The organism is Paenibacillus chibensis, assembly GCF_004001045.1.
Classification (GTDB): domain Bacteria; phylum Bacillota; class Bacilli; order Paenibacillales; family Paenibacillaceae; genus Paenibacillus_AQ; species Paenibacillus_AQ chibensis.
Genome location: NZ_BIMK01000038.1, coordinates 1 through 15,922, shown reverse-complemented (window position 1 = coordinate 15,922; position 15,922 = coordinate 1). Strand labels below are relative to the sequence as shown.

At 52.0% G+C, this 15,922-nt stretch carries 10 protein-coding genes; 2 read left to right on the top strand and 8 right to left on the bottom strand.

What is annotated here, in order from left to right; genetic code table 11:
* Positions 1–4: 4 nt before the first annotated feature.
* Positions 5–907, top strand: coding sequence for a TetR/AcrR family transcriptional regulator (locus PCH05_RS23100; protein ID WP_127606348.1), 903 nt, complete (start codon positions 5–7; stop codon positions 905–907).
* 76 nt (positions 908–983) lie between these two features.
* Here PCH05_RS23100 and PCH05_RS23095 read toward each other — a convergent pair whose 3' ends face one another.
* From PCH05_RS23095 to PCH05_RS23065, 7 genes are all read right to left on the bottom strand, one after another.
* Entirely contained in the window at positions 984–1,976 is a 993-nt protein-coding gene (locus PCH05_RS23095; RefSeq protein WP_127606346.1) for a LacI family DNA-binding transcriptional regulator, read from the bottom strand.
* A 107-nt stretch (positions 1,977–2,083) separates the two neighbouring features.
* Positions 2,084–5,443 (bottom strand): GH36-type glycosyl hydrolase domain-containing protein, encoded by a 3,360-nt coding sequence (locus tag PCH05_RS23090; RefSeq protein ID WP_127606344.1) that lies wholly within the window; start codon positions 5,441–5,443, stop codon positions 2,084–2,086.
* Positions 5,444–5,562: 119 nt separating this feature from the next.
* Positions 5,563–7,731, bottom strand: coding sequence for a glycoside hydrolase family 3 N-terminal domain-containing protein (locus tag PCH05_RS23085; RefSeq protein ID WP_127606342.1), 2,169 nt, complete (start codon positions 7,729–7,731; stop codon positions 5,563–5,565).
* Positions 7,732–8,135: 404 nt separating this feature from the next.
* A complete protein-coding gene (locus tag PCH05_RS23080; protein ID WP_127606340.1) occupies positions 8,136–9,734 on the bottom strand; it encodes a type 2 periplasmic-binding domain-containing protein in 1,599 nt (532 codons plus the stop codon).
* A gap of 54 nt (positions 9,735–9,788) precedes the next feature.
* Complete coding sequence (locus tag PCH05_RS23075) at positions 9,789–10,691, bottom strand: carbohydrate ABC transporter permease (RefSeq protein ID WP_127606338.1); 903 nt, start codon at positions 10,689–10,691, stop codon at positions 9,789–9,791.
* A gap of 18 nt (positions 10,692–10,709) precedes the next feature.
* Entirely contained in the window at positions 10,710–11,666 is a 957-nt protein-coding gene (locus PCH05_RS23070; protein WP_127606336.1) for an ABC transporter permease, read from the bottom strand.
* Positions 11,667–11,686: 20 nt separating this feature from the next.
* Positions 11,687–12,445 (bottom strand): alpha/beta hydrolase, encoded by a 759-nt coding sequence (locus tag PCH05_RS23065; protein ID WP_127606334.1) that lies wholly within the window; start codon positions 12,443–12,445, stop codon positions 11,687–11,689.
* 573 nt (positions 12,446–13,018) lie between these two features.
* Here PCH05_RS23065 and PCH05_RS23060 point away from each other — a divergent pair.
* Positions 13,019–13,930 (top strand): serine hydrolase domain-containing protein, encoded by a 912-nt coding sequence (locus PCH05_RS23060; protein ID WP_127606332.1) that lies wholly within the window; start codon positions 13,019–13,021, stop codon positions 13,928–13,930.
* 149 nt (positions 13,931–14,079) lie between these two features.
* On the opposite strand, the gene PCH05_RS23055 is transcribed toward PCH05_RS23060, so the two are convergent.
* Complete coding sequence (locus tag PCH05_RS23055) at positions 14,080–15,558, bottom strand: DHA2 family efflux MFS transporter permease subunit (RefSeq protein ID WP_127606330.1); 1,479 nt, start codon at positions 15,556–15,558, stop codon at positions 14,080–14,082.
* Positions 15,559–15,922: the final 364 nt, after the last annotated feature.

Sequence of the window (15,922 nt, the reverse complement as noted above, 5' to 3'; positions counted from 1 at the left end):
TGACATGGCAAAATACAAGGGTGAGGTGGAAGTAATGGAAGTGATCAAACGCCAGCAGATCATCCAAACGGCGATGGATATTTTCAAAGAAAAAGGATATGTTGCCGCTTCGATGAAAGAAATTGCCGAAGCCTGCGGCATGGCCAAGGGCAGTATTTACAAGCTGTTTCCTTCCAAGGAGGAGCTGTTTACCGCTGTATTCGTGGCATGCCATCAGACCATGTTCTCGCTTGCAAGGGATTTGGATGATGTGCAGCATGCTTCGCCCCAAGACCGGCTGCGGCTCCAAATCGAATTCCAGCTGCAATACATGCTTGAAAATTATTATTTCACAAGTGAATTTAAGGAGCTTCCCGTCAAAGATAACGAGCATTTCATCGCTGCCTGGAAGAAGAAAAGAGTAACCCTGCTCCAGCTGCATCACGACTTCTTTTACGAGGCTTACGGGGCGACGATCGAGCCGTACATCTGGGATATCGTCGTCATTTTTCGAGGCATGCTGAGAGAGTATCTGTCTTACGCGAACCAAAAGGTCATTTCGCTGCCGACGGACGAACTCGCCCGGTTTATCGAGGAACGGATGGATGCGGTTGTACAAGACATGATGAAGAGACAACCGGTTCCCGTCATGAATCAAAACAATGTGCGTATTAACGAGCTGAATCCGGCCGATGCCCGTACACGGCTCGAACTCGTTCAAAATGATCTCGACTCCCTCAAGGAGCAAATTATGGTGCTGCCTATGAGCGAGCATCAGCAAAAGGAGCTTCTGGACGTGGTTCTCCTGCTGCAGCAGGAGCTTCGCCGGGAAGAGCCTAATCCAACGCTGCTGCGCGTCTATACATCCTATCTGGAGCATAATCCGGTGCTGGGACAGCTGGCCAAGCAGCTGCGTTTGATGATCTGACCGACGGAGGCACAATAAGTAAAATGACCCGGAATGAGGGCACGCGTGTAAAACGCGTCTCATTCCGGGTCATTTTTCACTTTAAACGGGTCACGCTCTTTGGGGCAGCTTCTCTAACGGAATCTCCTTGAATCAGGGTCACATAAATCCGCTCATGATCCACCTTTTCCCCGGAAAGGATTTTGATCAGCTGCTCCGAGGCGAGGGCGCCCCATTTGCGCTTGGAATAATCGATCGTCGCCAGCCGAGGCTGCATATAGCGGGTCAGCTCGATATTATCGAATCCGATCAAATGAATCTGTTCGCCGATCGCAAACTCCGTATCGGCAATCCGGTTGCATAGGCCGATCGCCATTTCGTCGTTCAGGCAAAATACGGCCACCGGCTCCGTATACTCCCGCATGATTTGCTCCGCCGCCAGTTCGCCGCCGCTTTTTTTGAAATCGCCCTGGATTTCGATCCATTCCACATCCTCTGCCCGGTCCGCAACCATTTTAACGGCCTTCATCCGCTGCGTCGAATCATACGAGCCTTCAGGACCGGATACGACGTAGATTTTTTTGTGACCCTTATCGACCAAGTATTCCGTGGCGAGGGTAGCTCCCGCTTTATTGTCCAGCAGGACCTGATTGATGTTCGGGTGCTCAAGCTCCCGGTCGAGCACAACGATTTTATGATTGCGTTCCGCGTATTTGAGCAGCTCCTCGCTGGAGAAGGTATGATCCAGAATCACCGCGCCATCGATCATGCGCTCCGGCAGCATGCGGTGGGATTGCTTACCGCTGCATACGATGAGATCGTATCCCTGCGAATTGCATACTTCCTTCATCCCGTCCAGCAGTTCCCCGTAGACGTCGCCTTTAAAATCGGTCAAGAAGACGCCTAAAATTTTCGATTCTCTTTTCTTTAATGTCCGCGCAGCCGCGTTTGGGACATAATTCAGCTCTTTGGCGATCGCCAGAATCTTCGAGCTTGTCTCATCCGTTACCTTGCTGCTTCCGTTAAGCGCATAAGATACCGTAGAAATCGATACACCGGCTTTTTTAGCGATATCCTTTATACTTACCAATTGTCCTCGCTCCTTACTATGGTTAACCCTCTTTGTCGGTTCATGCTATGTTTATGATCAAATATTTGCTTATGGAAAAGGGCGATCCCTAAAGATCGCCTAAAAATTTACATAAAAATGTCGATTACATGATGATTGCCGTTCAAGGCTTGGTGTAGGGCCTCCTTGGATAAACGCAAGCCGCCTTCGCGGTAAGGATTGGCCACTCGTTCCGCATTCAAGGTCTCTCCGTTGATCGCAACCTGACTTACGGCCGCGCCGGTGATATGGTAGGCAAACGTAATTTCGACGCCTTCGTACCGGAAGTCAAAACGCATCCCGTCAAGCGAAGCCGGCAGCACCGGATCGATCACCAAGCCTTCATGATCCTGACGGATGCCCAGCGCGTTCGATATCAGCTGGTTCATGTAGATTCCCGGTCCGCTGGAATATATTCTCCATCCGCCTTTCACCTGAACCTTGCCGCTGCGAAGCTCGTCAAAGTTCGCCTGCGCATCGTAACGGGTATTGAATTTGCCGTCGGAACTGCTGAAATACGTGTTGCTTTGCCGGATTTCCGCGTTCGGAACGACATCGCGGATGCCTACCGGGTTAATGACGTTCAGCCCGTTCCATACATCTTCCGCGTGACCCAGCTTCGCCATGGCCTCAATGAAGCGGATATGGGCATGCACATATTGAAGCCCCACTTCACGTCCGAAGTTGGCGGCTTGCTCGGCCCGCTTGAAATGCGTGCTGACGCCGCCGGCATATTGGGCAGGACGGTTCATCAGCCGCACGCCGTCAGGGAAGAACAGCTTCTCCTTGATCAGCTTGTAATGCGACTCCGCACGTTCCGGATCAAGAAGCTCTGCGATCATGCTGCGCGTCATCGGAAGCAAGCGGTATTGAATGCCCGTTTCGATATCCGTCGGATGCAGCATCAGCTTCGTTTCCGCCGGATCCTCCATATAAAGGAAGCCGGGGATCACGTCCGTTTGCAGCATGTAATGGTTATAATCCCGTTTCACGCCGGCAGCCATCTCCTGCAGCTCTGCCGCGAGATCCGGTTCTGCGGAAAGCAGTACGGAAGAAAGCTGGGTCAGCGTCTGATACGTGAGCGCAACCGTCCAGCTGCTGACCATATACTGCTTCAGCTGCGCATTCGCCGGCTGGAGCGTATCATCCCAGTCCCCGTCGCCATATGCGGAAAGGTAGGTGTCATGGAGGAAATGGCTGCGGATGTAGCCGATTTCCTTGTTCACGTGATCCAGCACGGAATGAAGCTGCTCCGTAAACCGGAAGCTTCCCTTCACGGTATAAGGAACCTGCTCCTGCAGAATCCCGAAATCCTGGGTGGCTATCAGATAATCGCTGAGCACCTTGAGCGGCCATACGATGATGTCGCCATGGCTTTCTTCCTGCTGAACAGGCGCATAGTTGTCAAACATAAACCACTGTGGCCAGTTGCCGTCATCCTCATACTGATGGCTGAATACGGTGAGCAGAATATCCCGTACCTGCTCGAATTTCTGGGTAGCCATGAAATACTCGGAAGGCCCCTGGCACACGTCCCGCGTGCCCCAAGCTGCTCCGCCGTACTGCTCCAGCCCGTGAGGAACCGAGTAATGGACGAGCATGTTATGTGTATACCACCACGCCAGCGCATTCACTTTGAAGAAGTCGTCCCCTTCATTTCCATCCGCGCCGCTCAAGTGGAAGCCGTTCATGACCTGCTGGTAAAAGTCGCGGTATTTCGAAATCTCTTCTTCTATATTCTTGCTTGATGCCGGAAGTTCCTCTCCGTCCAGCAAACCTTGTACCGTAATTTTCCATTCGGAGGCCGGGGCGATCTGCATGGTTACCAGCGAAGCACATCCGGAGGAAACGCCGTCCGCAAGCACGCTTTCATCGCCGATCAGGACATCTGCCCCTTCCACCCACATCTTGTATTGCAGATGCGGATAAGCTTCCATACGGATGGCATCCTGCCCGCCGAAGAACGTGAGCACGCCATTGTCGTTCTTCATGTGAAGCGGTGCCTCATATTCATTCACGTCCATCGTGACCTGGTTCGTCACCAGGAAACGATAGGCTTTGCCGCTTTCGGAGCGCACCTGAAGGCTCACCTCCGGCGTATCGACGGTCGTGAAGTTCGTTATGATCAGCGTGTCATCCGCCATTTTATAGTACCAACGCACATAGTTAAAACCGATCTCAAACAGGGATGGCATCGTGAGCAGACGGTACTTTCCGCCAACTTCCACGTAGATCCGCTGCCCTGCCGTCTTGGGAACGTTCAGGGCACTGCGGGCATTGCTCATCATCTTGTTGAAATTCGTGTTGCCCACCACCAGATGCGAGTTGAATATTCCGTACATATAGGATGTCGTCGTGACGACCTTGGCTCCCATTTCCACGTTGTTTCCGCTCATCAGAATATGACCGTGCGGACGCTCGACAAGCAATTCCTTTTCCTTCAATACGATATGCTCGTAGGTATCCGTGAAAAAGGCAACCAACCGTCCGCCTTCGCGCTCTTCCTGATGTCTTGTCCGACTTGGAAAACGGTCATTGATCTCCGCTTCCGTCAGCGATAGTCCCTGGAGCGGCTCTCCCATCGCCGGATTGAGACGAACGGCATGCAGCTGCTCCAGCAGGCTCTTGCCGTCTTGAGCGAGATATTCCTGCCAAGCCTGTTCCACTTCTTCTTGGAATTCAAGACCGGTCACAGCCTCAGGGTGATCATTCTTAACGAGACCGTAAAAGACAAACCGGGCTTCCCCGTTCAGCGAAACCAGCTCAGATTGAAGGGCAGTATAAGCAAATTCGTATTGGTAGATTTCATTGGCAAGCTTCGGCTGCGTCAGGCAAAAAGGCACATTCGTCTCTTTATAGGACAATCCGAAAAATTGAAATCCGTCGGTAGAAAACCCGGCAGCCCCTGTCAAAGCGCCTTGCTGAAGATAAGGAAAGGCGCCGCCCTGCGGCTGATTTTGACGGGAGCAGACCACAAACCCGCGCTTGTCGTCCTCGTACACGGAATGGTCAATGTACTGGGAAAGATAGGCCTCGTTGCTGCGTACGGCCCCAATATCCGCATTCCCGATATCTTGGGCGTAAATGACGTCGATCTTGACGCCTTCGCCGAAGGCAGCGACGTCCCAGAACCATACGCCGCGCTCGGACAGCGCAAAGGTCACGCGGTACGCGATGCCTTCTGCGTCTCCTTCCCATACGATGCGGCTGCTGCCGACGCCGACCTTGCTCTTGGAATGAATCCCGAGCAGCGGGTAAAAGGATATGCCCGTTTCCTGATGGATACGCAGGTATAAGTTATTCATAGAGCCCTCGATCGGGCTCGTCATCAGTTGGTTAATCATGGTGCGGCCGTATACGGCCTGGTATAAGTCTCCGCTCTCCCAGAAGGTAAAGCGCAGATCGCCAGCTTGAAGGTTGATCTTGGAATTCGTCATCGTGGCTGTCATATGGTTCTCTATTCCTCCTATCCAGTTAACAATCCGGCTAATCAGACGGTTGTTTTTCTAGGCTGCTATCCTGTTTTTTCTCTTTTATCCGAGTGAAATCACGCAGATACCTCGGTTGATTACAGATGGTTCAGTTTAAAATGCTGCTCCAGCGTGTCGCGGCTGTTCGGGCCGACGAACACCTGGAAAGACCCCGGATCACTGGTGAAGCTCAGATCGGAATGATAATATCGCAGCTGCTCCTCCGTGACGGTAAAGCTGGCCGTTCCGCTTTCTCCCGGCGCTAAAGCCAGCTTGCGGAAATCTTTAAGCTCTCGCATCGGACGGACAACTTCGCCCGTGACGTCACGGATGTACAGCTGAACCGTCTCTTCGCCTTCCCGGTCGCCCGTATTCGTCACTTTAACTTGCACCGTCAGCGCCTCCCCAGCCTTCAGCTCCGGACTGGAAATCGTCAAATCACTATAGGCGAAGGTCGTGTAGGAAAGGCCGAAACCAAACGGCAGCAGCGGGTCATTCGAGCTGTCGATATATTTGGAGACATAACGTACCTCCTGGTTTGCAGGATCCATAGGCCGACCCGTGTTGAAATGATTGTAGTATACCGGCACCTGGCCAACCGATTGCGGGAAGGACATGGTTAGACGTCCCGAAGGATTCACGTTGCCAAGCAGGATGTCCGCAAGCGCCGCTCCGCCCTCACTGCCCGGGAACCAGGCTTCCAGCACGGCATCCGCTTCTTCATAAATCCCGTGAAGATCCAGCGGACGGCCGTTAAAAATAACGGCAGCCATCGGTTTCCCAAGCGTCTTCAGATGCTTCACCAGCTCCAGCTGTGCCTGAGGCAGACGGATATCCGTCCGAGATCCTCCCTCACCGCTCATCGCTGATTCTTCCCCCAAAGCGAGCACGATGATCTCGGCTTGACTCGCCGTTTCCAGCGCCGCTTCGATCTGCTGGGACGTGATGCTGTCCAGGCCGCAGCCTTCGGCAATGCCGAGTTTCCCTCCGGAGAGGCGTTTCTGCAGCGCATCCCCAAGCTGGACGGCATCCTCCTTGTTTCCTTCACAGGACCACCAGCCGAGAATATCGCCGCTTTGCGCGAATGGACCGATGAGGGCAACGTTCGCGTCGGACCGAAGCGGAAGAATGCCGCTATTTTTAAGGAGAACGCTAGACTTGACTGCCAATTGGTAAGAGACGTTTCGATGCTCCTCACAAAAAATGATCTCCTGTTCGCGTACCGGATCTGCTGCCCGCAGCGGATTGTCAAAGAGTCCTAGCTTATCCTTCAGGCGCAGAATGCGGAGAACCGCTTCGTCGACCAGCGCTTCGTCAACGCGTCCGTTCCGAATGAGCTGCGGCAGATGATTGACGTAGCAAGGCGTCATCATTTCGATATCCACGCCCGCGCGAATGGCTCGGTAAGCCGCCTCGGCGTCATCCTCGGCAGCGCCGTGCGCGACCATTTCCCGAATCGAGGCCCAGTCCGATATCAGCACACCGTCAAACGCCCATTCTTCCCGCAAAATGCCGCGCATCAGCTTTTCATTGCCGCTGGCCGGAATCCCGTCCACCGTATTAAAGGATGCCATAACCATTTCGCAGCCTTCGTCGAGCGCCGCTTGATAGGCCGGGAGATATTGTTCGCGCAGCTGCCGTTCGGACATGTTGACCGTATTGTAGTCACGTCCGCCTTCAGGAGCGCCATAAGCGGCAAAATGCTTGACGCATGCCGCCAGGCGGTCCGGGTCATCCTTCAAATGATCGCCTTGATAGCCGCGGACGAACGCTCTGGCAAACAGGCTGTTCAAATAAGGATCTTCTCCCGTCGTTTCCATGACCCTTCCCCAGCGCGGATCGCGCACCAGGTCGACCATCGGCGCAAATGTCACATGAATGCCGGAAACAGCGGATTCCTTGGCGGCAATTTCCGCGCTTTTCTCCGCGAGCTCCATATCCCAGGAGCAGCCGATCGCCAGCGGAATCGGAAAAATCGTTTTGAATCCGTGCACCACATCCGCCATAAAAAGCAGCGGTATGCCGAGACGGCTTTTGCTTAAATGCGTATTTTGAACATCTATAACGGCCTGAGCACCCGAAAGACCGAGTATGGAACCGCTGGCGGTTACCATCGGTTCGGTAATCCCCATTTCCTCCATCGGCCCCGTCACTTGTCCCTCGTTGTCCGTGCCTTCATGAAAATGGGCGGTAAGCTGCAGCAATTGAGCGATCTTTTCTTCAAGCGTCATTTGGTTCACAAGACCTTGTAATTGCTGAATATCCATACAGTTCCCCTCCACAACCTGCTAAAAAGTGATTTGAACCGGTTACCTCTTCTAAACAGCTCGGCTCCATGCCGAAAGTACATCCTACCCGAATCAAAGAGCCTTATCCTTCACCCTCTCATTCTTTCTCCTTTCTCAGGAGCTTGCACAAAGCCCGCAAATCAATGGATCGGAGCAGGGAGCTTTGCATGGAAAAAGTCCTCATCTTTTGTGCAAATTCCTCATTCAGAAGAATCCTCATTCCGATGTGGTTTTAGGCCCGGGTGTCATGAGCAATAAAAACCGGACCTGAAATCCACCTTGGAAGAGAAGAACCCGGCTGCATACTCTATGCTGCACACCGGGTTCCTAGAATCCAGACCTTAAGGCATAGCCTGCGGTCGGAATCGTTTGAAGCGGTATCCTTACTTGGCAAATTTGCTGTTCAACTCATCCAGTACCGGTTGAACGAGCGATTGCTTGCTTTGTACCCATTTCTTCCAGTTCACTTCCAGATCTCCGCTTTGAAGAATCAGGTTCGCATATTCGTTCTGGTAATCGAAGGATGCTTGGCTTTTTGCTTTGGAATCATACAGCTGTACGTCCCAATCGTAGGTTGCCAGCTTGCCGCCTTCTTTTCCGAGCTTGGCTTTATCTTGGAAAAGCTCCACGGCACGGTCACGGTATTCCTTCTTGATCGCAGGGTTCACGACACTAAAGTCGTCGCCCAGCACATACAGGCCTTCAAAACGTGCAGGGTATTTGTCTTCGAGCGTTGTTCCTTCCGGAAGCAGGCTTACAGGCTCGTTCTTGTCGTCATATTTCCAGTCTTTTCCTTCAAAGCCCATGTTGATGAGCATTTGTCCTTCTTTGCTTGTCGAGTAATCGAGAATGTCCATGATGCGCTCGAACTTCTCTTTGCTGATGTTCGGCGAGAAGATCAGAGTCGACCAGAAGTTAACCTGCTCGAGGTTGCGGTACTTGCCGTCGTCGCCGAGAACGATAGCCGTGTGCACCATATCGTCGCTGCTAACGCCCAGGTTCTTCTGAATGTTCTTATCCAGGTCCTGTCTGTACGAAGCCAGACCGCCGAGGGACATAATGCCGGCAACACCTTTGACTCTGAAGTTGTCGCTGCCTTCGTTGTTTTTCCAAGTGTAGAACTCAGGGTTCAAGAGGCCTTCTTTGTACGCTTTTTGCATATCCTTCAGACCGGTCAGCGTTTCAGGATCTGCCGGACCCCAGTGGAACTTGCCGTCTTCGCCTTTGTAGAATGCGGATTCCACGCGGGAGTGCTCGCTGTTGGCCATGATGATGTTCGTCAAAGCGTCGTCCGCGTTATAAGACATCGGAACCAGCTTGGAGCCCAGTTTGCCTGGATCTTTCTCTTTGATCAGTTCAGCGTAATGCATCAGCTCGCTTGTCGTGTATGCGTCCTTGAGCTCGAAGCCGACGGCTTTCGCCCAGTCCTTGCGCAGCGCGATGACACCGATTTGGTTCACGAGCGGATCTGCCGGTTTGTTTTGATAATATACCGGTTTCGGCAAAATGTAAGTTCCGCCGGTCAGCTCTTCCAGCTTGTCGCCAAGGCCTGTCAGCTTGTAGGCTGCCGCTATGTTCGGCCAGCGTTCCTTCCAGTCATCCGGGAATTTGTATAAGAGGCCTTGGTCCACGTAGTTCATGAAATCGCCGTGCACGTAGTTCCAGCTTGCCACGTCAGGCAGGTCGCCGGAATTGATCCACAGCCGGAGCTTTTCCGGCCAGGAATCCCACTGTACATAGTTGTAATCCCAATCGACGTTGAACTTGTCCATCCAGTATTTGTGGAACTCATTGTCCAGCACGCCGTCTTTCACTTCGGTCGTCTGCGCGACGGAGATTTTCAGTTTGTCCTTGTAGTTTCCTTCCGCGTCCTTTTCGTTGCCGCCGGATGATGCCGAATCTTTCGAACAGGCAGTGACCGTCACCATAACCGCCGACAGCGCGACGGCCAGAAGAGGTTTAAGCAGCTTTTTGGTGTTCATGTTTTACCCCCATGTTTTGATCAGATTTTTTTGGATGAAAAATCTATGCATTAATCAGGTTTTGATAGCCCCTGTTAATACCCCTTTGGCAAAATGCTTTTGCAGCAGCGGGAAGAAGCACATGATCGGCACCATCGATACGAATACCGAAGCCATTTTCATTCCCGTCGAGAAGCCGGTTTTGTTGAGGGCGTCCACACTGGACGCGTTCGAAACGTTGGTCGACGATTCGACGATGATCGTCCTTAGGACGTTTTGAAGCGGCAGCATATCTGCTTTTCGCAGGAAGATCATCGCATCGTACCATCCATTCCAGAAGGCGACGCCGTAGAACAGCGTAATGGTTGCCATGATCGGCGCGGCCAGCGGCAGCACGATGGAGAACAGGATTCTCCATTCTCCGGCCCCGTCGAGCCTTGCGGATTCCATCAGGGAATCCGGCAGACCTTGGAAATAGTTCATCATCAGGATCATGTTGAAGGCGCTGAAGCTTCCAACCAGGATCACGGACCATAAGGTGCTGGTCAGATGAATCGACTTCATGACCAGGTACAGCGGTACGATACCGCCATTAAAAATCATGGTAAACAGGACCAGGAAAAAGATGATCTTCTTGCCCGGAAACTTGTCGCGGCTGAGGCCGTATGCCATCGTGCTTGTCAGGAACAAGCTGAGCGGCAGCCCGACGACCAGTATTTTGAGCGTGTTCCAGAAGCCCGTCAGAATCCTTCCGTCATTGAACAATGCCTTATAAGCGTCCAGCGTCGGATGTTTGGGGAACAGCATCATCGGGTTATCGGCGTATTCCTTTTGCGAAGCGAACGAAATCGCGATAACGTTGATGAACGGGATCAGAATCATCAAGGACAAGATAATCAGGACGACCAGCAAAGTGTAATCGAGAAACGTCATTTTGCCGATCCGGTATTTATGCCTTTTTGCAGTAGCGGTACTCATCTGTTATTCACTCCTTTCCTAGCGGAACAAGCCGTCTCCGCCCATCAGTTTTGCCACTCGGTCAGCGGCCAGCAGCAGAACCATGTTCACCAGGGAACGGAACAAGCTGACGGCGGTTGAGAACGAGAAATCCGTCGAGGACTGGAACGTAATGCGGTAGATGTACACGTCGAGCACCTGGGAAACGTTTTGCGTGGCGGCGTTCGCCAAGTTGAAGATCTGGTCGAAGCCTGCGGACATCAAGCCGCCCACATTGAGAATGAACATGACGGTCACGGTCGGTAAAATGTTCGGCAGCGTAATTTTGAAAATTTGCTGCATGCGTGACGCGCCATCGATCTGCGCCGATTCATACTGGTCCTGGTCGATTCCCGAAATGGCTGCGAGGAAGATGATCGCGCCCCATCCGGTCGACTTCCAGACATCGGTGAGAATCAGCATCGGCAGGAACATTTTTTCCGAACCCAAGAAGTTAATCGTCGGAAGTCCGACCAGCTGCAATGTGCTGTTCAGAAGTCCGTCATAGGAAAGAACGTTGATGACAATTCCGGAAACGATGATCCAGGACAAAAACTGCGGGAACGTAAATACGGTTTGGAACAGCTTCTTCGTCTTGCGCATCCGAAGCTCGTTCAGCAGCAGTGCCAACAGGATCGGGAACGGGAATGTAATGATCAGCTTGATGATGTTGATGTACAGCGTTCTCCATACGGCCTGCGCGAAGGTAGGATCGCGAAACACGTATTTGAAGTTTTCGAATCCGACCCATGGGCTGCCCCAAATGCCCTCATTGGCCTTGTAATGCTTGAACGCCAGTGATAGTCCGCCCATCGGCAGGTAAGCAAACAAGATCAACCAGATTAGACCGGGGATCAGCAGGGTGTAGGTCATCCGGTGCTTCCAGATTTCCTTGTACCAGGGAGTCGCGGAGCGCACTCGTAATTTTTTGTCAGGCCCTAAGGCTGCGGGTTTCAATTTGCATCGCCTCACTCTACTTAATTCTTTTCGTCAAACAGAAAGTCGAAAGCCGTCTTCAAATGCTTCTCCCAAAACAGCCATTCATGCGTTCCGGGGCCTTCCACGTACTTGAAGTCAAACGGCGTCTTTCGCATGTACTCGGCAAACTCGCGGTTCATCCCGATAAAAGGATCCTCGGTTCCGCAGCAGCAAAGCACCGGAGGGAGAGGCCCCCCTTCGTCGATACGTTTCGCAGCTAGCGAGTATAAATCCTGATCCGGCTTGACCTGAAGCGCCGTTCCGAACACCGCCTGCATCTCCTTCGCCATTCCCGTTTCCATGTTCGGATCGCGAAGACGCTGCTGGATATCGGTGACTCCGGACAACGATACGGCTTTGGCGTATTTTCCGGGGAATGTAAGCGCCGCCTTCAGCGCGCCGTAGCCTCCCATGGACAAGCCAGCGACAAAAGTACGTTCGGGATCGTCGTTTAGCCGGAACAGTCGCTGCACGATTCCGGGAAGCTCCTGGGTCACATAGTAAAAATAATCGAGGCCATACTCCATATCCGTGTAATAGCTCCGATTCACTTCAGGCATAATGACCGTGCAGCCATACTTGGCTGCGTACAGCTCAATCGTGGTCAGGCGATGCCAGGTGCTCGCGTTATCGCCCGCGCCGTGCAGCAGATAAAGCGTGCTGCTGGTCGGCTGTCCGGTATCGACGGGGGATATCACATGGATATGGGTTGTCATTCGCAAAGTAGGCGATCCGGTGTCTATCGTGATATGCGCCATATGTAACCCCTTTCATTTCGAGCATTTTACAGACTGCACGATAAGCTGTTGCACATATATACCATCGAAGCCCAAGAATGAAACGAAACGTTTCTTTAATTCCCAAAAAAGAGCAATCAATTTCCGGAATTGGCTTCAGAGCTTATCATGCAGGGCTTTCCAGCTTATGCAAAGCATGAAATGATATAGAAAATAGGATTCAATCTCGACTCTTGTAAGCGATTCATTCGAATCGTTTCGATAACATCATAATCCTGTTAACAACCGGTGTCAACTATCAAATGTAAAAATGACGTAAAGCCGTTAACGATGTTCATTTTTTTGCAATAAATACTCCATTTAATCCCATTTAGTAGCTTAATAACCGCCTCTGTGTCGCGATTTGACAGTGCGGAGGCTTCTGTAATACATTCGAGTTTGAAGAAAATCATGGAAACGTTTCTACTAGACAGGATTTTGGAAGCTCCACACCGAAGGTTCGAACCGGTAAAGGATTATAGGTGATTGTCCCGGCTCCGGATGAAATGCAACAAGGATACTTCAAACGAGAACGATAGAAAGAAGGAATATTCCATGTCGATATCATTGAACGGGTTCGTCCGCGGCTTCTCCGATCGAGGATTAAACGTGCTGTCCGCACGGGTTCTGCAGCATGGCGAGCAGGCCGCGCACTGGGATCTTGCGGGGGATGAACGTCGCTTGCAGCATTCGATCAGCAAATCGTTTACGTGCATGGCCGTAGGCTTGGCCATTCAGGAGGGCAAGTTGTCCCTTCAATCCAAGCTGAAGGACTTTTTCCCTGCTTATGCACCGGAGAACGACAAAGTCGAGCCCGCGCTTCGTCCTGGTGAAATTACGCTGTACAACCTGCTGCGCATGTCCACGGGGCATGACTCCCCTCCCCTCTGGGCCGAGGAACGAGCCTCGCTGGAGGAGAAGGACTGGGTGAAATACTATATGTCCCTTCCGCTGGACCGGATTCCGGGAACGACCTTCACTTACAGCAGCGGCGATACGTTCGTCATTTCGGCAATGGTGCAGGCTGCAGTCGGGCAAACGGTAAAGGATTATCTGACGCCGCGCCTGTTCGAGCCGCTCGGCATACACGACGTCAGCTGGGAAACTTCCCCGCTTGGCGTGACGCTTGGATGCGCAGGGCTTTCCATCAGCAATGAAGAGCTCAGCCGTTTCGGCCAGCTGCTTTTGCAAAAAGGGCAGTGGAACGGACGACAGCTGGTACCCGCGGAATGGATCGACTTTGTGACCTGCAAGCAGATCGACAATGAAGGCGGTCCGGATTGGAGCCAGGGGTATGGCTGCCAGTTCTGGATGTGCCGTCATGACGCCTACCGCGCCGATGGTGCACGCGGACAGCTGTGCGTGGTGATTCCCGGCAAAGAGGCAGTCATTGCTATCAACAGCGAGGAAGATGATATGCAGGGGATTTTGGATGTCGTATGGGAAGAGATTCTGCCTCTGTTGTAGATTTTAGCGAATGCGTTCTTCAGACCAGAATCTCCTGATGGATCGCTGACTCAAAAGTTGTTCATGAAGGTATTCATAATGGACGTTAAATACCCTCAAACAAAAACAAAGGCTATTCTCCTGCGAGAGTAGCCTTTGTTCATTCATGCCTATTTACCGGTCGTCTGGGATAAAGTCGAATCCGCGACCGAGTTCCAGGCTTTTTTACGCAGAAAGATTACCGCAGCCAACAATCCGATGAAAGCAAGGAATGTTAGCAAGAGGAACGTATCATGAAAACCGATCACCTCTGCATTTTTCATCACATCCTGCGGGCTGCCACCTGTATGCTTCGCATCATCCAGACGGACCTGCAGCCGAGCCTGCAGATAGGTAATAACCAAGGCCACACCGGCTGCACCGCCGATCCGCTCGGAGATGTTGAATAGCGTATTGGCATCCGCATTTTCCTTCTCATTCAAACCTTGCAAAATCGCGCTCAACAATGGTTGGATAACCAAGCCGATGCCAAGTCCCCGGAACAGCAGAAGAATGGCGATCAACCAGCTAGCTGAATTCTGGTTTATTACAAGAAGCAAAGCGGACCCGATCGTCAAAAATGTCAACCCGACGACGGTGCTGACTCGAACGCCATATCGTTTGGAGAATTGCCCACCAATTACCGTACCCATCCCCGTGATCAGCGCTTGCGGGAAGATGGTGAGACCAGCGGTCAACGGTGACTTGCCCTGAACGTTCTCCATAAAGAGCGGAATAATCACAATCATGGAAAACATAATGACCGACGTCAACGCGCACAACATGATTGACAACGCGGTATAACCGCTGCGTAACAGCTTCAAATCGACCGCCGGGTTCTTTTTCTTGGCAGCCCACGCGACATAAAGCACTAGCAGTAGAGCGCCGCCTGCCCAGTAAGGCCAGCACTGACCCGCAGCCCAACCGTCGATCGGGCCACGAGAGGAACCAAACACCCCCAGCGTCAAGCCACCGGACAAGAGAATCAATCCAAGCGGATCGAAACGTACGGACGGGTCGCCTGCATGATACATTGGCTTGGGCATGGAGAAGATGAACAGGAAACCGAGCAGACCAATTGGAACGTTGATCCAGAATACGGATGACCAGTCGAAATAATGGAGAAAGACGCCACCGATCGTCGGGCCGATCGCAGGTGCGAAAAAGAGCATCATCCCGAGCACAGGCGGGATATCTTGGTTGTTGCTCTTCTCTCCTCCACCAAAAATCATACTCATCGCCAGAGGGATCAATGGAGCTCCCAATAATCCTTGTACAATCCGGGCGATGATCAGCATGCTCATCGACGTGGACAATGCGCCAAAAGCGGAGCCTGCCGTAAAGCCGAGCAAACAAATACGGTACACATACAACGTACCGAAGCGTTTGGCCAAATAGGCGCTCACTGCCAAGCAAGCAGCCAGCGCAAGCATATAGCCGGAAACAATCCACTGTGCATCTGTCAAGTTGCTGCTCAAACCCTTGGCGATATCAGGGAGTGCCACGTTCACGATATTGCTGTCCATCATCGACAAAAACGGTCCCATCAACAAGCCGACCTGCGCCAAGAGCTTTAGCTTCTGCTTTGGTTCCACCACTTCATTTTCCATACAATCCTCCTCGTTGAATCATCCTTCTCACTTCCTTTACGCCATGCATCCAAAGAAAACGATTGTCTTCCGTAGCGATGATTTGCTCAGTTCTAGCATAACTTTCGCCTTACATCCCAGGTAGAAATATAATATATTTTATTTCAACTCATCTCTTTGCAGTACTCAACGCCTCGAATATAAGCGATCCCATAGTTTATAAAGATCTAGTAATCTCAGTCAGTCAGCCACATAGTTTCCCAACAGAAAGCTGGCATCGGAAGCATAAACTTTGTCCCCGAGTTTATACCCATGGATAAGGCAACTGCGATTGGAGGAAAGATTCGTACGCTAAGCGGTCGGCCTACAAATAATGGGTTCTCAC

Coding starts and splice junctions, on each gene's coding strand:
- PCH05_RS23100 (WP_127606348.1), top strand. CDS start 5: ATGGCAAAATACAAGGGTGAGGTGGAAGTAATGGAAGTGATCAAACGC.
- PCH05_RS23080 (WP_127606340.1), bottom strand. CDS start 9,734: ATGAACACCAAAAAGCTGCTTAAACCTCTTCTGGCCGTCGCGCTGTCG.
- PCH05_RS23065 (WP_127606334.1), bottom strand. CDS start 12,445: ATGGCGCATATCACGATAGACACCGGATCGCCTACTTTGCGAATGACA.
- PCH05_RS23090 (WP_127606344.1), bottom strand. CDS start 5,443: ATGACAGCCACGATGACGAATTCCAAGATCAACCTTCAAGCTGGCGAT.
- PCH05_RS23085 (WP_127606342.1), bottom strand. CDS start 7,731: ATGGATATTCAGCAATTACAAGGTCTTGTGAACCAAATGACGCTTGAA.
- PCH05_RS23075 (WP_127606338.1), bottom strand. CDS start 10,691: ATGAGTACCGCTACTGCAAAAAGGCATAAATACCGGATCGGCAAAATG.
- PCH05_RS23060 (WP_127606332.1), top strand. CDS start 13,019: ATGTCGATATCATTGAACGGGTTCGTCCGCGGCTTCTCCGATCGAGGA.
- PCH05_RS23055 (WP_127606330.1), bottom strand. CDS start 15,558: ATGGAAAATGAAGTGGTGGAACCAAAGCAGAAGCTAAAGCTCTTGGCG.